This is a genomic window from Rhodopseudomonas palustris (assembly GCF_003226555.1).
In the GTDB taxonomy this organism is placed as follows: Bacteria; Pseudomonadota; Alphaproteobacteria; order Rhizobiales; family Xanthobacteraceae; genus Rhodopseudomonas; species Rhodopseudomonas palustris_I.
Genome location: NZ_QKQS01000038.1, coordinates 297,540 through 319,075 on the forward strand (window position 1 = coordinate 297,540; position 21,536 = coordinate 319,075).

Below are 21,536 nucleotides of genomic sequence, written 5' to 3' on the forward strand. Positions count from 1 at the left end.
AATCACCGAACCGACGTGGCCCTGGATCGAATCTTCGGCCATTTGCCGCTGGCGCTGACAATCGGCCCCTTGGGACGCGACCCATTCGGTGTTAAAGCGCACGCCGTGTACTCCTGCGTCCCATAAGATCATGCACGTTCTGCACGCCTATAAGGTCTATCGTCCCGATGTCGATGGCGGCATCCCCGAAGTCATCGCCAAGCTGACGCAGCCGAGCAGCTCCGGAGACAAGGCCGAAATCCTGGTGGCGCGCGATCGCGGCTGGCCGCGCCGGTTCGTCCTCGACGGCTGTGCCGTGCGCGCGGTCGGCTCGCTCGGCACGTTGTGGTCGATGCCGATCGCGCCTGGCTTCGCCTTCGCACTTCACCGCGCGGCGTCGCGGTTCGATGTCCTGGCGTTGCACGCGCCGTTTCCGCTCAACGACCTCGGCGTCGCTCTGGGCGTTCCCGACGACGTCGCGGTCGTGGTGCATTGGCACGCCGATATTCTCGGCCGTGGACTGGTCATGCCGGTGCTCGCCCCGCTGATCCGACGCACCCTCGACCGCGCCGATCGGATCATCGTGTCGCATCCGTCGATCCTCAACGGCTCCGCATTCCTGGAGCCGCATGCAGCCAAGTGTGTCGCGATCCCCTATGGCGTACAGGCGTCCGCCTGGCAGCAAACCGACGAAACGGTGCGCCGCCGCATCGACGAGCTGAAGCACAAGCACCCCCGCCTGATCGTCGCGATCGGGCGGCTGGTTCCCTACAAGGGCTTCGCCGTGCTGCTTCAGGCCATGACGAAGATCGACGCCGAGGTGGTGATCATCGGCGAAGGCAGCGAACGGGCCGATCTCGAGGCACTCGCCCAACAGCTCGGGGTCGCCGACCGAGTGATGCTGCCCGGCTTCCTCCCGCACGACGAAATGAAAGCGTATCTGCATGCCGCGAAGGTGTTCGCCTTGCCGTCGGTGACGGCGGCCGAAGCGTTCGGGCTCGTCCAGATCGAGGCGATGGCGGTCGGCCTGCCGGTTGTAAATACCGCGCTACCTACGGCAGTTCCGACCATTGCGCGGCACGGATCCGAAGGTCTCACCGTACCCGTTGTCAACCCGGACGCACTCGCCAACGCGATCACCCGCCTGCTGGATGACCCGGAATTGGCGACCGCCTACGGCCAGGCCGGCCGTCGGCGGGTGAGTGAGGTTTATGACCACGCCGTCTTCCAATCGGCGGTGCGCGACATCTACCAGGCAACCATTCTCAGGCGCGGGCGCGGCGTCAGTACAGTCGCACACGCCTCCTGAGGGTTGCGGCGGGCGGTTCCGGTAACGAGACGGGCTGGCTCCGCCGAGCGGGTGACGCGGCGGCTGCCTTTCGGCCGATTCCACGCCATTGTATATTGGTTCGGATCTGGCACCTAGAGTGCTACCGAAAATGTTCTCAATGAATTCAACCACTTGTGCATCAATCCGTCGTGCCGGCCTTGTCCCGTGCATCCACGTCCTGCTGACGTAAACGCAAGAAAGGCGTGGATGGCCGGGACAAGCCCGGCCATGACGGAATTCGCGAGCAAACTATGCAATTTAACAAAGTCTCTGGGAATTCAGTTCGAGTTTCGGTCAGCTTAAGGCTCGCTGCACCAACACCCGCCAACGGCGTCCCTGCACGGCCTGGCAGATGCGTTGCGGCACCGGAACTGGAGCCGCCACGCGCCGGGGGCCCTGCTTATGGACTGTTGCGACGCGCTTGATTAAACACAGGTGCTGTCGCCGTATGTGTCGGCGGCGGTGGCGGCGCGCTCGTTTGCGCACCTAGTTGCGCGGCTTTCTGACCTAGGACCTTGAATGCAGATGCCAGTGAGGCGGCACGCCGTCGTGGTCGCCACGACCGATCGAGCGCCACCGGCCTCGGCGACGGCCTAAATATGAATCCTTATTCAACCGACTTGGCCGCAGCGGCCAACGGCCTCGCCGCCAATGCCGGGCTGCTCTGGGAGCTGACGAAGCGGGATTTCGTCCAGCGCTACAAGGGCTCGGTGTTCGGCGTGGCGTGGTCACTGTTCACCCCGCTGCTGATGTTGGCGATCTATACCTTCGTGTTCAGCGTGGCGTTCAAGGCCCGGTGGGGCACCGCTGACGATGGCAAGATCGGGTTCGCGATCGTGTTGTTCTCCGGGCTGATCGTCCACGGGTTGTTCGCCGAATGCCTGACCCGGGCGCCGAGTCTGATCACCGCGAACCCGAACTACGTCAAGAAGGTCGTGTTTCCGCTGGAAATCCTGCCGCTGGTGACGATGGGCTCGGCGCTCGGCAATTTCGCCGTCAGCCTGGCCGTGCTGCTCGTGTTCTGCCTGTTGTCGGGGACGCCTTTGCATGCGACCGGCCTGCTGCTGCCGGTGCTGCTGCTGCCGCTGCTGCTGACGATCCTCGGTCTGAGCTGGATGCTGGCGTCGCTCGGCGTCTATCTGCGGGATTTCGCCCAGTTGATAGGCATGGTCACCACGATCGCGCTGTTCCTGTCGCCGATCTTCTATCCGATCACCGCGCTGCCGCCGCTGTTCCAGTCGCTGCTGGTGCTTAATCCGATCACGCTGCCGGTGATCACGCTGCGCAGCGCATTGCTGTGGGGGGATTCGATCAACTGGCTCGCGTGGACCATCAGTCTGATCGCGGGCGCGGCGATCTTCTATTTCGGCTTCGTCTGGTTTCAGAAGACCCGGAGGGGATTCGCCGATGTCCTCTGACGAAATCGTCATCGACGTCCGCGGCGTGTCCAAACGCTACGACGTTTACGAAAATCCGCGCGACCGGCTCAAGCAGATCGTCGTCCCGCGCCTGATCCAGACCGCCAACAAAATCGGGCTCGCCCGGCACGCGCAACCGCCGATCTATCACCGGGAATTCTGGGCGCTGCAGGAGCTGTCGTTCCAGGTCCGCCCCGGCGAAACGCTCGGCATCATCGGCCGCAATGGCAGCGGGAAAAGCACGCTGCTCCAGATCATCGCCGGTACCCTGGCGCCGACGCACGGCGAGGTGACCGTCACCGGGCGGGTCGCCGCGCTGCTCGAGCTCGGCAGCGGGTTCAACCCGGAATTTACCGGGCGCGAGAACGTGCTGCTCAATGCCCGGATTTTGGGATTGAGTCGTGATCAGATCGCCGAACGCTACGACCAGATCGCCGCCTTCGCCGACATCGGTGACTTCATCGATCAGCCCGTAAAGACCTATTCGAGTGGCATGTTCGTCCGGCTCGCCTTCGCCGTGCAGGCCCACATCGACGCGTCGATCGTCATCATCGACGAGGCGCTCGCAGTCGGCGACGTGTTCTTCCGGCAGAAGTGCTACGCGCGGCTGGAAGACATCCGCGCCTCGGGTGCCGCCGTGCTGCTAGTGTCCCACGCCATGACCGACATCGAGCAATTCTGCGACCGGGCGATCTTGCTCGATCACGGCAAGATGCTGTTCGCCGGCGACGCCAGCGAGGCCGCCAAGCGCTATTATCAGCTCCACCAAACCGCCTCCCGGGCGGTGTTCGACGCGCCGGCTGTCGCCTCCCCGGCGATCGTCGCGGGCGACGACATCGGCGAGATCGACTCCTGGCCCGACGACTCGCAGTTCGTCTCCGCCGAGGGCGTCGTTCAGGTCGGCAACGGATGGGCGAGGTGTACGCGGTTCGCGGTCTGCAACGCCGCCGGTGTCCGCTCGCCGAGCTTCGAGCAGGGCGAAGAGGCCCGCTTCTATTCGGAATTCGTCGTCGCCGAGCCGATGGGCGTGCCGCTGACCGGAATCGTGCTGCAGAACGACCGCGGCCTCAACGTCCACGGCAAGGGATCGCTCGAATATGCCGTGGCGGCGCCCCATCGTCTCGAAGCCGGCACCGTCATCCGCTGTCGTCAAACCGTCAAACTGCAGCTGGAACTCGGCGAGTACACTTTCGAGCTCGGGCTCGCCACGATCGACGCGGCAACCTACGCTGCGATGAGCACGCTCAATCACGAGCAGATCTTCTCCAGGATCGTGCGCGTCTGCCACCTGCCCAAGGCCGGCTTCCTCGCGGTCGGCTGGCGGCGGACACACAACGGCCCTCCGCTTACCCATCACGGCCTGGCGGACTTGCCCGGCTCGGTGTATTTCGACTTCAACAGGACCTCTTGAGCAATATGAAAACCATCATCCTGCAAAGCCATGAAATTCTGGCTGGATATGATGCGGTTGCGCAGCTCTATCCCTATACGCCGTCGCTGAGCCATTGGCGGGCTTGGGAGTACGCGTCCTACAAATACCATCACATCGACGGCCGCATCCTTGATATCGGCTGTGGCGACGGTCAGTATTTCAGGCTGATCTGGCCACACGCCAGAGAGGTGGTCGGCATAGACCTCGATGCAGGCGTGGCCGAGCGGGCGCGCGGCAGTGGCGTGTACCACACCGTACACGTTGGCCCCGCGCACCAGATACCGGAATGCGACGCCGTCTTCGACAATGCCTTCGCCAATTGCTCGCTTGAGCATATGGATCACATTGAGGGCGTTTTGCGAGACATCTTCCGCTGCCTGAAGAAGGGAGGCACCCTGTCCTGCAGCGTTGTAAGTAACAGGTTCGAGGAATGGTCGCTGCTGCCATTTCTGATCAAGGAAGCGGGATTCGATGAGGTCGGCAGGATCTTGCAGGAAAAGTTCCTAGCGTATCATCATCTGGCGAACCCTTTCCCGGTGGATCGCTGGGTCGCGACGTTCGAAGCCGCCGGCTTCGAAGTCGATCTTCATATCCCGATCCTGCCCAGGAACAACAGCGGCGCTTTCCTGCTGATGGACAGCCTCTGGCACGTCCAGCGCGGAAGCGGAGGCGAACTGGGAGACGTCATCCACCCATATTTGGCATCCAACCCTCGTTTTCCCGCGGCGTTTCGTAAGATCATCGAAGGCCTGCTCGAAATGGAAACGGATTGGCACAACTGCAGCGGCGCCGTGTTCAGAGCAAGGAAAGCGTGATGACTCGCAGACGCTGCTGGTGTTCCGGCGAAATCGAAATCGAATTCAGTTCAGAGTACGTCCGCTGTGGCGTGTGCGGCACGCTCGTCTCGATCGCCGGCCTTCCCGACGACACCTACCAGGCCTCGGACGACGAGTCGAAGTTCTACGGAAAGGATTATTGGATTGGACATCAGGGCGGCGATCTCAGTCTTCCCAACATCTTCCAACGATCGAAAACGGACCTACTGGATCGGAATCTGTATTGGCTTCGCACGCTTCTTCGCTACAAACTGCCTCCGGCAGACGTTCTGGAACTGGGATGTTCGCACGGCAGCTTCGTAGCCTTGCTCCGGCAGGCTGGCTATCAAGCGTCCGGCACGGAGATGAGCCGATGGGTGGTCGAATACGCGGCCAAGACATTCGATGTTCCGGTGGTGCACGGAACCGTGGACGCCGCGTCGGCGGCAGGAACGAAGTTCGACGTGGTCGTCTTGATGGACGTTCTGGAGCATCTTCCCTCGCCGGTGGATACGATGCGGCGGGCTCTCGACTTGCTGAAGCCAGAAGGTTTTATCCTACTCCAAACACCGGCGTTTCCGTCCGCCGAAACGATCGAGGACATTCAAAAAGCCCACCCGGATTTCGTACGGATGCTGATTCCCGAGGAGCATCTGTACCTGTTCACCAAAAGCTCGGCGACGAAGCTGTTTCGCGACCTCGGCGCACACCACATGATTTTCGAGAATCCCATATTCCCCCAACACGACATGTTCTTCCTCGTCGGCCGGCAGCCGATCACGCCGCTGCCCGAGGCGGAGGTCGCCGAGGCCCTCGCGACGCCGAAGGGGCGTTTCGTGCAGGCGCTGCTCGACCAGGAAAGTCACATCAAGCGCTTGGAGGCTGAAATCGTGACGATCAACGCCGACCGCGAAGCAAGGCTGGCCCAGATCCACGCGCTCACCAAGATGGTTCACGAGTCGCAATCGGCGACCGACGCGCTGATCGAACAGGTCAAGAGCATGTCGAATACGACGACCGAGCGGCGACAGTAGCCGAAGACAAATTCCGGATGTCGAACACCAGCCCCCCGAAGATCTCCATCGTGACTCCATCCCTCAACCAGGGACGGTTCTTGCAGGACTGCATCGATTCCATTCGCGCCCAGCAGTGGCCGAACCTCGAGCATTTCATCATCGACGGCGGCTCCACCGACGACACGATGGAGATAATTCGGCGCAACGCCGACCATCTGACCGGCTATGTGAGCGAGTCAGACAAGGGCGCTGCTGACGCGATCAACAAGGGGCTTGCGCGTTGCACTGGCGATATCGTCGCTTGGCTGAACGCCGACGACTTCTACTTGCCAGGAGCTTTCGAGCAGATCGCAGCGGCCTACCACAACGAACCGGACGCGAGCTTCTGGTTCGGCAACGGCATTCGCGTCGACGAGCTGGGCACCGAGAAGAGCGCCTTCAGCAACGCCAAGCCGGTCTACAGCCATCGCGCGCTGGTCGAGGGTCTGGACTACATTCTGCAACCGTCGACGTTCATGAATCACGCCGTGCTCAAGGCTGCCGGTGGGCTAGACGCCAACTTGCGCTGGAGCTTCGACTGGGATCTCTGGATCAGGCTCGCCAAGCTCGCGGCGCCCTATGCGATCGACGCCAAACTGGCGGCGACGCGTGAATGGGGAGACACGCTGACGGCCAATGGCGGCTTCCGCCGCGCCGAGGAACTGCGGCGCGTTGCGGAGCAGCACAGCGGCAGCCCGATGACTCCGGGCGCGCTGTGCTACTGGATCGACAACATGTCATCCTTTATGCGCTCACAGTCAGACGCTTTCGGCCCAGCAACGAAGCACGCTTTGCAGCACCTCTGGTATCTTGTCCAAAAGGACATGCAGGACATTGGCGTCGATGTCGCCGGCAACCCGCTACCACTTTCACAACCACTGAAAAAGATCCGGCTTCCGGTCTTTCAGGGAATTTCGAGCCGAGACTACCTGATCATCGCGGTCGATCTGCATCCGATCGTCGCTGGCGTTTCCGGCGGCATCGTGCCCTGGATCGAGGGCGTGCTGCGCGAGCTGGTGCGTCTTTATCCCGACGATCGCATCGTGATGTTCCATCGGCCGGGCAGGCCGCCGATCCTGGTCGATGGACCGAATGTGGAACTCGTCCCTCTTGACGAGCACCCGACCGCTTTCTACGCGGAGCTGACGCGCCATTGCGAAGCCGCGCGTTTCGACGTGATGATCAGGAGTTATCCGACCGAGGAGCATCCCGATTTCCCGTTCGCCAAGCAGGTCATCGTTATTCCCGATATCCAGCACGAGTACTTCCCCGAATTCTTCTCCAAGGGGGTGTTGGCGGCGCGGCGGCGGGCCTTCGCTCACGCCCTGTCGCGCGGCGGCGCGATCGCGACCATGACCGAGCATTCCCGCCGCACCGTGGTGGAGAACGCCTGGACCTCGACCGACGACGTGTTCCTGATGCCGGCCGCGCTTCCCGAAGAACTCAAGGACGCCGCGGATGCTTCCGATCTGCCGACGCAGGCCGCCGCCTTTTCGGGCTTTTTCTTCATGCCCGCCAACCTGTGGGCCCACAAGAATCACCGCCGGCTGCTCGCGGCCTTCAGGCTGGCGCTGCCGAATTTGCCACCGAACACCGGGCTGGTCCTCACCGGCAACGCCGACGGGTTCGGCGAACTCGTCAAGGATTTCGCCGATCTGCCGATCGCGCATCTCGGCTTCGTGCCACACAAGCAGATCAGTGCGCTATTCAGCCGCGCTACGGCTCTTGTGTACTTCTCGTTGTTCGAGGGCTTCGGAATGCCGGTGCTGGAGGCGTTCCAACACGGCACGCCGGTGCTGTGCAGCAACACCACCGCGCTGCCGGAAGTCGGCGGCGATGCCGTGTTGTCGTGCGACCCCACCGACGTGTCGGCGATGGCGGCGTTGATGGTCCGCGCCGCAGCCGATCCCACGCTGCGGAGCAGCCTCGCCGACAAGGCCGCTGCAAGGCTCGCAGCCTATAATTGGGCCGGCCCCGCCAGGGAGCTGCACGCGGCGCTGGAACGTCTGGCCCGCAACGAAGCCGAACCGCGCAAATGGGAGCCGCTGGTCAGCATCGTTATGCCGACCCGCAACCACGGCCGTTTCATCCGCGCCTCGATCGACAGCGTGCTGAGCCAGGACTACCCCAACATCGAATTTCTCGTGATGGACGGTGCCTCGACCGACGACACCGTCGACATCCTGAACAGCTATGGCGACCGCATCCGCTGGATCTCCGAGCCGGACAAGGGCCAGGCGGACGCGATCAACAAAGGCATCGCCCGGCTCCACGGAGACATCGTCGCCTACCTCAATTCGGACGACATCCTTCTTCCGGGCGCGGTCGCGGCCGCGGTGGCGTGCTTTCGCGAGCATCCGGAATGCGACATGATCTACGGCAACGCCGACTACATCGATGTCGACGGCCGGGTCATCGGCGCCTACGCCACCGCCGACTACTCGCTGGACCGGCTGATGCACGATTGCTGCGTCTGCCAGCCTGCGGCGTTCTGGCGACGGCGCATTGCCGACCGGATCGGCACGTTCGACGCCTCGCTGCAGACCGCGATGGACTACGACTACTGGCTGCGGATCGCGACCTCCGGTGGCATTATCCGCCACACGCCCCGGAAGCTGGCGCAGTCGCGGCTACACGAAGACGCCAAGACGCTGGCGATGCGTGGTATCATCTACCAGGAGATCTTCGATATCTGCGGCCGCCACGGCGGATATGTGAGCTTGAACTATTTCTTCGGCCTGTGGTCCTATCGGTTTTACGAGAGCTGGCGCGGCGGCGAGCGTCTGCGCGCCCTCGCACCCCACCTCTATCGGTTTCCAGCGGTGCTTCATTTCAGCAGCCAAGCCCTGACGCTGGCGAGCAATCCGGTGACGCTTCGCTACGTCGCTCGTTCGCTGTACGAGGCGATCGGGCGACGTTCGCTATTCCTCAGCCGGATGATCCGGAAGGCGGTGATCACTGCCTCGGCGGCACGAAGGCAATTCCGTTGATGCGCGCTCCGGACCAGACCCAGCAGCGGGAGGGCGCGACGTGACGCGGGCGCTGATCACCGGCATCACCGGCCAGGACGGCTCCTATCTTGCCGAATTCCTGCTTGACAAGGGCTACGAGGTATTCGGCTTCGCGCGCCAGACGAGCTGGTATCGACCGAACTGTGCCAGCCATCTCGCCCACCGCCTTACTGTGCTGTTCGGCGACATGACGGAGGGCACCGACATCGGCAACGCCATCCAGGAATCCAAGCCCGACGAGATCTATAATCTGGCTTCGCAGTCGCGCCCCGGCGAATCTTGGGCCACTGCGCCCGAGACTCTACTGGTAAACGGTCTCGGCGCGGTCCGCCTTTTCGAGTCGGTTCGCCACAACAAGCCCAACGCACGCGTCTATCATGCGTCGTCGTCGGAAATGTACGGTCGTACCGCATCCGGGCCGCAGAACGAAAGCACCGCCTTCAACCCAGCCAATCCTTACGCGGCCGCGAAGGTCTACGCCCATCATATGGCGGCGATCTACCGCGACAGTTATGGTCTGTATATCGCCAACGGTATTCTGTTCAATCATGAAAGTGAGCGTCGTCCGCTGCATTTCCTCGCGCAGAAGGTTGCCTACGGCGCTGCCTGTGCGTCGCTTGGAATCGCCAACTCACCGGACCGCAACGAACGGGGTCGCCCGATCGTCGAGGACGGCAAGCTGGCATTGGGTAATCTGGCGGTGGCAAGGGATTGGGGCTATGCGCCCGACTTCGTGCGGGCGATGTGGATGATCCTGCAACAGGAAAAGCCCACGGATTTCGTCATCGGCACGGGAAAATTGCACACGCTGAACGACTTGTGTGAAGCGGCTTATCGCTGTATCGGCCTTGACTGGGAACAATGCGTGTTCAGCGATCCTGCCTTGGTCAGACCGCTGGAGCCGGGAAGCAGTTTGGCGGACCCTTCCAGGGCCCGGAAGGTGCTTGGCTGGCAACCGACCGTAAGCTTCGAGGAGATGGTCGCCAAGATGGTCAGAGCTCAGGTCAAGCGCCTGCAATCATTAATAGACAACTGAGAGGCACCGATGAAGAGGGCGCTCGTCACCGGCGTGACCGGTCAAGACGGATCTTATCTGGCGGAACTTTTGCTGAGCAAAGGCTACGAGGTGCACGGCATCAAGCGCCGCACCTCGCTGTTCAACACCGACCGGATCGATCATCTTTATGTCGATCCGCACGAAGGCAATCGCAAGTTCATCTTACACCATGGCGACCTGACCGATTCGTCGAGCCTGATCAGGATCATTCAGCAGGTGCAACCGGACGAGATCTACAATCTCGCCGCGCAGTCGCATGTCGCCGTGTCGTTCGAAGAGCCGGAATACACGGCGAACTCCGACGGCCTCGGTGCGCTGCGGCTGCTCGAAGCGATCCGCATCCTGGGGCTTGAGAAGAAGACCAAGTTCTACCAGGCCTCGACGTCGGAGCTGTACGGTCTGGTGCAGGAGATCCCGCAGCGTGAAACGACGCCGTTCTATCCGCGCTCGCCTTACGCCGTCGCCAAGCTCTACGCCTACTGGATCACCGTCAACTATCGCGAAGCCTACGGCATCTACGCCTGCAACGGCATCCTGTTCAATCACGAGAGTCCGGTGCGCGGCGAGACTTTCGTCACGCGCAAGATTACCCGGGCGCTCGCACGCATCAAGCTCGGGCTGCAAGACTGCCTGTATCTCGGCAATCTCGACGCCAAGCGCGACTGGGGCCACGCCAAAGACTACGTCGAGATGCAGTGGCTGATGCTGCAGCAGGAGGAGCCCGACGATTTCGTGATCGCTACCGGCGTCCAGTACAGCGTCCGCGATTTCGTCAATGCGGCCGCTGCCGAGATCGATATAAAGATCGACTGGAGCGGCACGGGCGAGAACGAGCGCGGCCTCGACCAGAACGGCAAGTGCATCGTCTCGGTCGACCCGCGCTACTTCCGCCCCACCGAGGTGGAGACGCTGCTCGGCGATCCGGGCAAGGCTCACCAGAAGCTGGGATGGTCGCCCAAGATCAGCTTTGAAGAGCTCGTCACCGAAATGATGCGCGAAGACCTCAAGTCGGCGGAGCGCGACGAGGTGGTCAAGAAGCACGGCTACAATACGTTCAGCTACCACGAGTAAATGATGGACAAAGGCGCGAAGATCTTCGTTGCCGGGCATCGGGGGATGGTCGGCTCGGCCATTGTCCGGCGGCTCGCAGCGGCCGGCTATACGAACGTGGTGACGCGCTCGCGCCATGAACTCGACCTGACACAACAGGCCGAGGTCAGCCGGTTTCTGAACGCCGAGCAGCCTGACTACATCTTCATGGCGGCCGCCAAGGTCGGCGGCATCCATGCCAACAACGTCTATCGCGCCGACTTCATTTACCAGAACCTGATCATCGAGGCGAACATCGTCCAGGCCGCCTACGCCGCCGGCACCCAGCGCATGCTGTTCCTCGGCTCTAGCTGCATCTATCCGCGCGACTGCCCGCAGCCGATCCGGGAAGACCATCTGCTCACCGGACCGCTGGAGCCGACGAACGAGCCCTACGCGATCGCCAAGATCGCCGGCGTCAAGCTGTGCGAGAGCTACAACCGGCAATATGGGACCAAATACGTCTCGGCGATGCCGACCAACCTGTACGGCCCCAACGACAATTACGATCTCGCCACAAGCCACGTACTTCCGGCACTGATCCGCAAGGTGTATGAAGCAAAGCGCCGCGGCGACAAGACGTACGAGGTGTGGGGATCCGGCCGCCCGATGCGCGAGTTTCTCTACGTCGACGACATGGCGGATGCCTGCGTCTTCCTGATGGAGAACGAAGCGATCGACGCCGGGCTGTTCAATGTCGGAACCGGCGTCGACGTCACGATTCGCGAGCTGGCCGAGACCGTGATGCAGGTCGTCGGCTTCGACGGCGAGATCGTGTTCGACGCCAGCAAGCCGGACGGCACCCCGCGCAAGCTACTCAACGTCGACAGGCTGCGCAATCTCGGCTGGCAAGCCAGGACCTCTCTGCGCGACGGCATCGCCCTCGCCTATGCCGACTTCCTCGCCAAATATAGAGAGGTCTAAGCTGAGCGCCCCCCTGGTCACTGTCGCAGTCCCTTCGTTCAACCAGGGACATTTCCTCGAGCAGGCGCTGGCGTCGCTGCTCGCCCAGGACGTGCCGCTCGAAGTGTTCGTCGTCGACGGCGGTTCGACCGATAACTCGCTAGAGGTGATTTCCAGATTCGAGGATCGTCTCGCCGGCTGGCGCAGCAACAAGGACGACGGGCAGGCGGCCGCCATCAACGAAGGTATCGCACGCGGGAGCGCCCCCTACGTCTGCTGGCTGAACAGCGACGACTGGTTGCTGCCCGGCGCGCTGGCGCGGCTGATGGCGGCGCTGGAGCGCAGCCCCGAGGCGCCGATGGCCTACGGCCGCTGCTGGAATCACGACGAAGCAACAGGTGCCCGCCGCCGCGTGTGGGTGGAACCGTTCCAAGAGAGCCGGTTGGCACTCCGCTGCATCATCTCGCAGCCGGCGACGCTAATCCGCCGCCCTTGCTGGGACAAGGTCGGCGGCGTCGACCCCAAGCTGCACATGACGATGGATTACGATCTGTGGTGGCGGCTCTACAAGGCGAACGGCCCGCCGCTATTCATCGAGGACTTCGTCGCGGTGAACCGCGTCCACGACGGCACCAAGACCCGCAACCAGCGCCGCCTCCACTACAAAGAAGCGATCGCACTCGTCCGCAAACATCACGGCCACGTGCCGCTGAAATGGTGGATCGCCCAACCCTATGCGGTGTGGTTCAAGGGAGGGGTGAAGTGGCTTTTGGGCCAACTTGGCTGAAATGCCGACCGCCTGTATGCACTAATTGAAACTCATTCCCGTCGCTGGAAAAGAGAAGGCCTCAGATTCGACGTCAGGTCCGCAACAGTACTCGATCCTCAAGCATTCACTTTACAATCCACTGAAATCTCGGTTGGGTTTTGCTGAAATCCACAGTTCTGCGGCATTGACCACTAAATATGTCGCCCGTAGAACGAAAGCCATGAGCACCCACAAGCGTCTGCCCTGGATCGTCTTAATCATAGCCGCTACGCTGATTATGTACGCTGGCGCATCTTCATCACTTTACCTCACGATGGACGACCCTTGGGTGTACAGCCTCGGCTTGGGCCCCGCCTGGCTATCCTCTCACGGAAGATTTCTAACTTATTTGGCCTATAAATGGCTAATCTACGAAAATCTTCCTAGCACGTACTGGGCTCTGCGCGGGACCATCGTCCTTGGCTATTGCGCATTGGCGGTAATTCTTTGGCAATCGTTTGCCAAATCCCTCTCGGGGAAAGGAGCAGCCCCAGCTTTGGCGGTCCTACTAACCCTCGCGTCCGTCCCGTGGGCGGTTTCAGTGACGTGGCTGACGCTTGCTATACATATACCTGCTCACCTTCTTGCGATTGGAGCATGGCTAGTTATCGCATATTCACTAAACAAGGAGAGGTTTTGTATCGCGCTGTTGATGCTGGTAGTTTCCCTCTCAATTTATCAGGTCTCAGCGTTTCTTATTCTGGTGCCCTTAGCATTCTCGATCTTGACTGCCACTAATGAGAATTGGCACACGAGACGCTATGCCGCAATCGGCGCGATCGCAGCCTTGATTTTGGCTATCCTAATCTATTTGGTCATCTTTTTTCTGTACCTATCTCTCGACGGGATTGAAGCAACAGGCCGCACTCAGTCCTTAGTCAATACCCGTACATTCGCAGATCTGGCTGCTCGGTTCGCCTCGTCGCAGATGCAACTTGCCACATATTATTGGTCGGGGTCTTCTGAGAACATCCTCTATACGACACTATGGGCGCTTATAGCTATACAGGTAGTCGCCTTGGGAGCCGTCTGCCTTCGGTTAGCTGAATGCAGGCAGCGGATCGAAGCCTTGATGATTTATGCAGCAATTACGCTCCTGATCATGGTGCCTATCCTCGCACAGGGCGCAATCGACTTAAGGTCAAAAATTTGCCTTACCGCACTCTTGAGCATCGGCCCCGCCGCCTTGATCGCGCACCTTGATAAAAAAGCATCTATAGCTTTAGTTGGCGGCCTCGCCGTCATACTCTCCCTCATAGGTCGAGATAATGCGATCGGACTAACTCACCTGAATCGTGAGGAGCTGAAATTTGTGCAAGAGTCTCTCCTTGGGGAAGGAGAAACAAAACCAGCTCTCGTGACGGTTATAGCGCCAGCTGCATACCCCCATCAGGCAGCTTTTTTTGACCGAGGCCCCACGATCGGACATGAGCCGAGCACCAAGATTACCTCCCAGTACGCCACTTATAACGGCGGTGCTCAAAGCATCGTAAAATTTGCCTGGCACTATTTGGGTCTCCCCGGAGACCCGTAAATCCGTACGGTGGCTCCTGACCAGCCGGTGCCCGATGAAGAAAATGGCCTCGTCATAAACTTTAGGATTTTCGAGGATCGAGTTCGGGCACGATCTCTTCGCCGCTAAAGGGGCACCTGCTACGCTGGCGGAATATCAGCACGCCGTCGCGTTGGGTCACGCAGCACGATCAAAGCCAATACGGACCAACGACGGCTTAAGGCGCACGCTCCTCGAGCTCACACCGTTGCCAAAATAGTAGATTGGATCAATGAGCAGAATCCCAAGGCCCTACTGTGCGCTCCTGGCTATCATCGCAGCCATTTTCACAGCTCTCAACGTTTCGCTCGCGACTGTCGTCGGAGCGTTAGCAGCGCCTCCGGTGTACGACGACAACGGCTATTTACTAGACGCATTCAAACGCATCGCATTCAATCATGTCTGGTCGCTTCGCACTCTGATCGCGGATTTCATAAACAATCCTCCCCATGCACCGGTAGAGACCTTGACGGCTATGATCGGCTTTTGGCTTTTCGGACCCCACAATGCCGGACCTTACATAGCAAACTATTGGGGACTGCTCGCCTACGCCGCCATGATGTTTACGGTTGCCTCCGCTTGGATCGAGGCGCGGCCTGCCTTGCTAATCGCGGTCGCCGCAATGTTCGTGCCGGCGGCGGGCGCTATCATAACCGAGCTACGGCCCGACATGATTGCCGGACTCTTCTTTGCTTTCGCCGGGTACTTGCTTTTAGTTTCCGAAATGAAGCCGCAAAGCATTAAGTTTGCACTTGTCATCGGCCTCGTCTGTGCGTTTGCCGTCACAATCAAATTGTCCGCCGCCGTACTGACAATTCCCATGATTGGATTGGCGGCAATTGCAAGATTCTTTCTTGCAGGGAAAAGCTGGAAGAAAGAAACCACTAATCTACTAGTAATGCTAATTTCCGCAGCCACGGTTGTAGTTCCTGTTTCGATCGTATGGGGGCCCCAGACCTATGCTTATATTTATCAAACACTGGTGACAAACAAGGACATCTGGCACACACCGGGCGGATGGCTGTTCCACATCGGGTACAATTTGACCGGAACTGGCGGATACGCGGCTTTAGGCTATTCTCTTTTTATAGGAATGGCATTGATTGTGTCTGATTTGATTTACTCTCTGGTCAAACGAGACCTTCCGAAGCGAGTAGTCTCATATTATTTATGGACAACATTGATATTCGTCGGTCTTATTTTTACGGCCGATAAAAGCGTTTACCAGAGCAGTTTTTTCTTTTTTCCGTTCATCGTAAGCTCGGTGTTAGCTTGCGCCAGGCTTATCGGGAGGTTCCCGAAATACTCAATGTACGCTTCTGTCATCGTTGTGGGGACAGTCAGTTTTTCGGTCAGCCCCGCGCACACATACCAGCAAGGAATTTGGCGTAACCAGACGGCGCCGATGCTCCAGCAAATCGTGTCCATCGTCAAAACGAATGCACTGGGACGCGATAATTGCCTCGGGACCAAGTATGTTTATGCAACCATAGGAGCGTATCCTGTCACCGCCGAGGCTGTCGCACTTAGCGTGGCACAAAAATACAACATGGATCTCTCTTTGCAGCACCTCTTTATGGCTCGCAGTTTGGACTCGATCACAGCCAGCCTGAAGCACGCGAACTTCGTCCTGCTGCCAAACGGGGCTGGCACGACTGAATCTCGTAATCAGCACCTTCCAGGAATCGAATTCTACGACCAAGTCAAGGTTTGGCTCAGAGGCGATCCTGCGTGGACAGAACACCAGATTGAAGCAGCGGACCCTCCAACGCTTTTTGTTCGCACATCTTGCTCGACCGCCGCACAGTAAGGTGCCGTGGTGGCCCATTCGTAATAGGAAAATCTCGGCACACGCGATCAGGAGGAATTTATTGGCGAGAGCTTTAATAGGACAGTATTGCGCTTGAGCAGGGCCAAGCCGACAAATGCGCCGCGACGGAGCTATCACAGCTTACAGGATCGCTCACATCTGAGCAGGTGCGCGTCTAAAGGGAGAGACCTCCACCAAGAACAACATGGCCCACTGCGCGGCCGGAGACAAAAAGCAATCGGCTTCGCGCGTGCCAGCAACGAACGCTGACCTTCCTTGGACGCACTTCGCTGCAGCCGGCTGACTGGCTCTGTTCCTGTTCGGCAGGCCGGCCACCGACCGGGCGCCTATGTTGAGGAGAAACACATCGGAGCGCTCAAGCCAGGAGACATGATCGTGAAGGAGAACCTTGGCAGCCAAAGTCGCCAACCATCATCCGGAAAGTCACTAGGCCTTAGTATCCACCGCCGCACCCACATCTCACTCTGACTCAGCTGCTCTGTCCAACACCCGCCACCTAATGCGAGCAGCAGGGAAACTCACGATCGAAGCCGCCTGCGCCCATGTCGTAAGAAAGGCTTGTATTCGATGATACGCAGCAATTATTTCGTCGATACGGGATATCGTTTCCATCGGAACATGAATCGCTCATCGACATCGGTCGATCGTAACAGTCGCGTCTCGTGCCACAAAGTTCTGGGCCTTCCTCCGCAATGATTCTAGAGCAACCACCATTTCTCAAGATTCTACTCGCGTCAGCGGCTTGTCCGCCAAGTCTAGCCTTCCCCCAGCGTAGACTTCTGCACCGCCAAGCGCCGCCTCTATGTGGAACCGCGGTCGCCGCTTCGTTTCAATGTAGATCTTACCAATATACTCGCCAATGATCCCCAGACACAGCATCTGTACCCCGCAGATCATGTAAATCGGGATCACCGTCGATGCCCAGCCCGATACCGTACTGCCTAAGGTAAGAGCCGAGAGCAGAGCCCAGATTCCCAGTAAGAACGAGACGATCGATACCGCCAGGCCTAGCCAGGTAATCGCCCGAAGAGGCTGTATCGAAAACGACGTAACCCCCTGAACAGCCAACGACAACATCTTGCGAAGGGGGTATTTGGACGTTCCGGCAAACCGCTCGGAACGCTCGTAAGTCACTATGGCGGTAGCAAAGCCTAGTTGAATGATTAGAGCCCGCAAGAACAGATTGGTCTCGTTATAATCACGTAGCGCTTCAATTGCGCGCCGGCTCATCAGCCGAAAATCGGCGTGGTTACTGACGATCTCGACGCCAAGCTTTCCGATCAGAGAATAATATCCCTGCGCCGTCATGCGTTTGAAAAACGTATCTGAGCTGCGATCGCTTCGGACACCGAACACGATGTCGGCTCCCCCCGCTGCGGCTTGCAGCATGCGTTCGATGGCAGTGAGGTCGTCCTGAAGATCAGCGTCGATTGACAGTACCATGTCACCAGGTACCGATAAGAGGCCTGCAAGCAACGCATTTTGGTGCCCTCGGTTGCGGGATAGCTTGATGCCACCAAACCGCGGATTGCCGCGATGGAGGCCACCGATCAAAGACCAAGTCAGATCCCGCGAACCATCATCGACGAAATAGACTCGGCTTTGCGGATCGACCATGCCTTCGTCGATCAACCGATGGAACAGCTCATCCAATCGTCGAGCCGTTTCGGGAAGAACCTCCTCTTCGTTGAAGCACGGTACGACAACGCTGAGTATTGGCGGATGGGCACTCATGACCCCACTCCTAGACGCCACGGGCGGGAGTTGCGAAAGCAAAGTATCGCCCGCCGAGAAACGAAATCGTTGTATAGGTAAATATACCTGCAGCCTGCACCAGATACGGATCCATTCCAAAGCCTTGGCGCATTCCAACGATTACCCCGAGATTGAACAAATACGCCGTCCCGACGACGAGCAACCATCGGATGAAGCTGCTTAACCACGCCCCCGAATGCTGGAACGTCCAAGTGCGGTTGAGAAGGAAAGCAACCCCAATACCCACCGCGTAGCCGGCAATATTGGCATAGACGTAATTCAGGCGGAGGGCGTACATAGCAACATAAATCACACTGATACCGATAGCTGTATTAAAAATCCCCGCCAGCCCATACCTAAGAAGCTGCATACTTCAATCCTTTCGCGCTACCGCTACATATTGAGCGCCGAACGGCAACCATCCCAGCCGCTCTTCAAGCGGTCGGAGCGCCGCCAGTGACCGGGGAAAGAACACGTTGTAATGCACGGCACCTTCATTCCAACCTGCGCTTCGCAGCCGCTTCATAAGCGTCCGAGCAAAGAGCAATCTTGCGTTCTCGTCGAAAGGACAGGTCCTGACTGCTCGTACTGTGAGGGGGTTAAGTGGATTGTGCTCAAAGATAGCGATCATCCCACCTGGCCGCGTGATCCGACGCAGCTCCATTAGCCAATGCCGGTGCTCGTCGTGCGGAATATGGTGAAAGACGCAGGCCGAGAACACGATGTCGTACAATTCTCCAAGCGGAGGAATACGGTCTTCCTCGATCAGCAGTAGGTTGTCAGCGTCTGGGAACCGTTCCCTGCAGATCTCCAAACTCCGCGCGGAAACATCGGCGGAGGCGATCTGTGCACCTGGAAAATACTTCCTGAAAAATGGGATTGAATTACCGATCCCCGCGCCAAAGTCGAAGATCCGCGATGGCGACAACTTCGCTCGGTCGGCAATCTGCTTCAGCGCATTGATTTTATACTCGGCAAAATACTCAGGCCCCTCGCCGGTAATCGAGATGTTCCGTACGTGCTGCTCGTAGTAGTTGTCGGCGAAAAGGTCGAATTCAGTTTGGTCCATGTGGGGAAGCCCTAACTGCAGCCCAGGAGTGTCTATGCGAAGGTTCTAAAGACGCTGCAGCATCGTGGCAAGCGCCGAAGCTTTACTCCAGCTACCCGCTGACCTCGACCGAAACCTTCGCGACTGCAGTTCTCTCGAAGCGCTTCTTTAGATGGTGATGAGCCTATGGAACCGCACGTTCGGATTGACTCCGAGAGAAACTCGACTTGCGCAGACGCCCGATGAGACGACGCTTTGCCGGTTTCGCAATGCCTTGCAGCAGGCAAGCCTTGGGGACGCTCTGTTTAAGGAAGTTCTCCGGCAGCTCGAGGCGGCAGGATATGTCCTGAAGACGGAGACGTTGATCGACGCCACCCTGGTTCAGAGTTCGGGGCGAACGCCGGCGTCGGGATCGACACCACGCGGGATCGAGAGCCGCTCGTCACACGATCCGGAAGCCAACTGGACAAGGCAGGGCCCAAAGCGCCAACTGTTCTTCGGCTACAAGGCTCACATCGCGATCGATCAGGGATCGGGCCTGATCCGGGCTCGCAAACTGACCGGGGCGAAGACGTATGAGAGCGAAGTCGCCGACGAGCTCGTCCTCGGCGACGAGAAGGCTGTCTATGCCGACAAGGCCTACGAGAAACGGGCTCGGCGCCAAGCTCTCAAAGCCCGCGGTATCAAGGATCGCATCCAACATCGTCGCAACAAGCACCAGAAGGCACTGCCGCGATGGCAGGCCGTACGCAACAAGCTGATCGGGTGCGTGCGGCAGGCGATCGAACGCACATTCGCTCAGCTCAAAGGCCGCTACGGCTTCACCCGCATGCGCTACGCAGGCATCACCGCCAACACATTCCACCTCGATCTGATCTCGATCGCCTACAACCTGCGCACCGCAGCCGCCATCCGCTGATCAGGCAGCCGCCAGGGCCGCTCAGCCGTCCTCGTCGCTCGCATCGCATCCCGAGATCGCCTCCTCACCAACCAAAAATAACAAACTCGGCCAGTTTCGCAGAGGTCTCGCAAAGGGCAGCGTGGGGTGTCAGAGGACCGTCGGCGCATGACTTGACGAAGGCCCAGGGGCCGTCAATAAGTGGCGCAGAACAAGGGGAATTGGAACAAATGATCGCGCGCATCACCCCCCTGATCATGTGCGGCGGTGCCGGGACGCGGCTGTGGCCGGCGTCGCGGGAGGTGCTTCCGAAGCAGTTTCTGCCGCTGTTTGGGGCACGCTCGACGTTTCAGGAGACGCTTTTAAGGGTGTCGGATCCGGCACTGTTCGGGCGCCCGATCATCATCACCAACGCCGCCTATCGCTTTATGGTGCGCGACCAATTGGCCGAGATCGGGATCGGGGCAGACGTCCTGCTGGAGCCGGCCCGGCGCGACTCGGGCCCCGCGATCGTTGCGGGCGCGGTGTTCGCCGAACAGCGTGAGGCGGGAGCGATTGTGCTGGCGCTGGCGGCCGATCACATCGTGCAGAATAACGATGCTTTTGTTGCGGCCTGCCGCGACGGGCTGGCCGGCGTGGCCGAGGGCCGGATCGTGACCTTCGGGGTGAAGCCGGAGCGTCCGGCGACCGAATACGGCTATATCTGTCCCGGCGACGCGATCGTCGGCAAGGTCCGCAATGTCGCCAAGTTCGTCGAGAAGCCGGACCTCGCCACCGCCGAAAGCTATGTCGAGTCGGGCTATCTGTGGAACAGCGGCAACTTCATGTTCCCTGCCGCAGCCTTGCTTGACGAGTACAATGCGGTCGATCCCGACAGCGTTGCCGCGATCACCGACGCTGTGACGTCGGCCGGCCGCGACCTTGGCTTCGTGACATTGCCTGAAGCCTCGTTCGGCAAAGCCAAGCCGATCTCGATCGATTACGCGGTGATGGAGAAGACCAAGCGCGCCGCCGTGGTGCCGGTCGACTGCGGCTGGTCGGACGTCGGCTCCTGGCGTGCGGTGTGGGAGCTGTCGGCCAAGGACGGCGGCGGCAATGCCGCACAAGGTCCTGCGGTGTTTGAAGACTCCCGCAACTGTCACGTCTCCAGCGACAACACCCTTGTGGCTCTCGAAGGCGTCGACGATCTGGTGGTGATCGCGACCCAGGACGCCGTTCTGGTGTCCCGGCAAAAGGACGGTAACGGGCTGAAGCGGCTGGTTGCCAAGGTCAAGGCGGCGGCGCCCGAGGTCACCGACCATCACGCCCAAGTTCACCGTCCTTGGGGCTCCTACCGCTCGCTCGATTCAGGCGACCGGCATCAGGTCAAGCGCATCATCGTCAAGCCGGGAGAGCGGCTGTCGCTGCAGAAGCACCACCACCGTTCCGAGCACTGGATCGTGGTGCGCGGCACCGCACAGGTGACGGTGGACGCACTGGTCAAGACCATCCACGAGAACGAGTCGATCTACATTCCGATCGGCGCGACGCACCGGCTGGAGAACCCCGGCAAGAT

16 protein-coding genes and 1 pseudogene are annotated in these 21,536 nt (G+C 59.8%); 14 read left to right on the forward strand and 3 right to left on the reverse strand.

Annotated features, from left to right (window positions below; genetic code table 11):
- The first annotated feature begins 130 nt into the window (after positions 1-130).
- From DNX69_RS25220 to DNX69_RS25275, 12 genes are all read left to right on the forward strand, one after another.
- The gene (locus DNX69_RS25220; RefSeq protein WP_110788745.1) at positions 131-1,288 is read left to right on the forward strand and encodes a glycosyltransferase; all 1,158 of its coding nucleotides are present in this window, start codon (positions 131-133) and stop codon (positions 1,286-1,288) included.
- 620 nt (positions 1,289-1,908) lie between these two features.
- The gene (locus tag DNX69_RS25225) at positions 1,909-2,727 is read left to right on the forward strand and encodes an ABC transporter permease (RefSeq protein ID WP_110788746.1); all 819 of its coding nucleotides are present in this window, start codon (positions 1,909-1,911) and stop codon (positions 2,725-2,727) included.
- On the forward strand, positions 2,717-4,138 hold the full coding sequence (locus tag DNX69_RS25230) for an ABC transporter ATP-binding protein (protein ID WP_110788747.1): 1,422 nt from the start codon (positions 2,717-2,719) through the stop codon (positions 4,136-4,138). The genes DNX69_RS25225 and DNX69_RS25230 overlap by 11 nt, the downstream gene beginning before the upstream one ends.
- Positions 4,139-4,143: 5 nt before the next feature.
- Positions 4,144-4,974 carry a class I SAM-dependent methyltransferase gene (locus DNX69_RS25235; protein WP_110788748.1) on the forward strand — a complete coding sequence of 277 codons (831 nt, stop codon included), beginning with the start codon at positions 4,144-4,146 and terminating at the stop codon, positions 4,972-4,974.
- Entirely contained in the window at positions 4,929-6,008 is a 1,080-nt protein-coding gene (locus tag DNX69_RS25240) for a class I SAM-dependent methyltransferase (protein WP_133256045.1), read from the forward strand. Before DNX69_RS25235 ends, DNX69_RS25240 begins: the two co-directional genes overlap by 46 nt.
- Before the next feature lie 17 nt (positions 6,009-6,025).
- A complete protein-coding gene (locus tag DNX69_RS25245) occupies positions 6,026-9,019 on the forward strand; it encodes a glycosyltransferase (RefSeq protein WP_110788750.1) in 2,994 nt (997 codons plus the stop codon).
- 40 nt (positions 9,020-9,059) lie between these two features.
- The gene (locus DNX69_RS25250; protein ID WP_110788751.1) at positions 9,060-10,076 is read left to right on the forward strand and encodes a GDP-mannose 4,6-dehydratase; all 1,017 of its coding nucleotides are present in this window, start codon (positions 9,060-9,062) and stop codon (positions 10,074-10,076) included.
- Between the two features lie 9 nt (positions 10,077-10,085).
- Entirely contained in the window at positions 10,086-11,168 is a 1,083-nt protein-coding gene (gene gmd, locus DNX69_RS25255) for a GDP-mannose 4,6-dehydratase (protein WP_110788752.1), read from the forward strand.
- Positions 11,169-11,171: 3 nt separating this feature from the next.
- A complete protein-coding gene (fcl, locus tag DNX69_RS25260) occupies positions 11,172-12,110 on the forward strand; it encodes a GDP-L-fucose synthase (protein ID WP_110788782.1) in 939 nt (312 codons plus the stop codon).
- The gene (locus DNX69_RS25265; RefSeq protein WP_234827075.1) at positions 12,076-12,876 is read left to right on the forward strand and encodes a glycosyltransferase family 2 protein; all 801 of its coding nucleotides are present in this window, start codon (positions 12,076-12,078) and stop codon (positions 12,874-12,876) included. Before fcl ends, DNX69_RS25265 begins: the two co-directional genes overlap by 35 nt.
- Before the next feature lie 25 nt (positions 12,877-12,901).
- Positions 12,902-14,431, forward strand: coding sequence for a hypothetical protein (locus tag DNX69_RS25270; protein ID WP_133256046.1), 1,530 nt, complete (start codon positions 12,902-12,904; stop codon positions 14,429-14,431).
- A 361-nt stretch (positions 14,432-14,792) separates the two neighbouring features.
- Positions 14,793-16,259: a hypothetical protein gene (locus DNX69_RS25275; protein ID WP_133256047.1), complete on the forward strand. Its 1,467-nt coding sequence runs from the start codon at positions 14,793-14,795 to the stop codon at positions 16,257-16,259.
- Positions 16,260-16,997: 738 nt separating this feature from the next.
- On the opposite strand, the gene DNX69_RS25280 is transcribed toward DNX69_RS25275, so the two are convergent.
- The 3 genes from DNX69_RS25280 to DNX69_RS25290 are packed head-to-tail and all read right to left on the reverse strand — an operon-like array spanning position 16,998 to position 19,104.
- On the reverse strand, positions 16,998-18,014 hold the full coding sequence (locus DNX69_RS25280; protein ID WP_110788755.1) for a glycosyltransferase family 2 protein: 1,017 nt from the start codon (positions 18,012-18,014) through the stop codon (positions 16,998-17,000).
- 10 nt (positions 18,015-18,024) lie between these two features.
- The gene (locus DNX69_RS25285; RefSeq protein ID WP_110788756.1) at positions 18,025-18,405 is read right to left on the reverse strand and encodes a GtrA family protein; all 381 of its coding nucleotides are present in this window, start codon (positions 18,403-18,405) and stop codon (positions 18,025-18,027) included.
- A 3-nt stretch (positions 18,406-18,408) separates the two neighbouring features.
- Positions 18,409-19,104, reverse strand: coding sequence for a class I SAM-dependent methyltransferase (locus DNX69_RS25290; RefSeq protein ID WP_110788757.1), 696 nt, complete (start codon positions 19,102-19,104; stop codon positions 18,409-18,411).
- A 208-nt stretch (positions 19,105-19,312) separates the two neighbouring features.
- Between DNX69_RS25290 and DNX69_RS25295 the strand changes: the two are divergent.
- A pseudogene (locus DNX69_RS25295) lies at positions 19,313-20,002 on the forward strand (IS5 family transposase); the annotation flags it as partial.
- A 209-nt stretch (positions 20,003-20,211) separates the two neighbouring features.
- Positions 20,212-21,536: mannose-1-phosphate guanylyltransferase/mannose-6-phosphate isomerase (locus tag DNX69_RS25300; protein ID WP_110788758.1), on the forward strand; the 1,325-nt coding region annotated here is incomplete at its 3' end.

Excerpts from the sequence above, each read along its gene's own strand:
- DNX69_RS25220 (WP_110788745.1), top strand. The coding sequence starts at position 131 with ATGCACGTTCTGCACGCCTATAAGGTCTATCGTCCCGATGTCGATGGC.
- DNX69_RS25225 (WP_110788746.1), top strand. The coding sequence starts at position 1,909 with ATGAATCCTTATTCAACCGACTTGGCCGCAGCGGCCAACGGCCTCGCC.
- DNX69_RS25230 (WP_110788747.1), top strand. The coding sequence starts at position 2,717 with ATGTCCTCTGACGAAATCGTCATCGACGTCCGCGGCGTGTCCAAACGC.
- DNX69_RS25235 (WP_110788748.1), top strand. The coding sequence starts at position 4,144 with ATGAAAACCATCATCCTGCAAAGCCATGAAATTCTGGCTGGATATGAT.
- DNX69_RS25245 (WP_110788750.1), top strand. The coding sequence starts at position 6,026 with ATGTCGAACACCAGCCCCCCGAAGATCTCCATCGTGACTCCATCCCTC.
- gmd (WP_110788752.1), top strand. The coding sequence starts at position 10,086 with ATGAAGAGGGCGCTCGTCACCGGCGTGACCGGTCAAGACGGATCTTAT.
- fcl (WP_110788782.1), top strand. The coding sequence starts at position 11,172 with ATGGACAAAGGCGCGAAGATCTTCGTTGCCGGGCATCGGGGGATGGTC.
- DNX69_RS25265 (WP_234827075.1), top strand. The coding sequence starts at position 12,076 with ATGCCGACTTCCTCGCCAAATATAGAGAGGTCTAAGCTGAGCGCCCCC.
- DNX69_RS25280 (WP_110788755.1), bottom strand. The coding sequence starts at position 18,014 with ATGAGTGCCCATCCGCCAATACTCAGCGTTGTCGTACCGTGCTTCAAC.
- DNX69_RS25285 (WP_110788756.1), bottom strand. The coding sequence starts at position 18,405 with ATGCAGCTTCTTAGGTATGGGCTGGCGGGGATTTTTAATACAGCTATC.
- DNX69_RS25290 (WP_110788757.1), bottom strand. The coding sequence starts at position 19,104 with ATGGACCAAACTGAATTCGACCTTTTCGCCGACAACTACTACGAGCAG.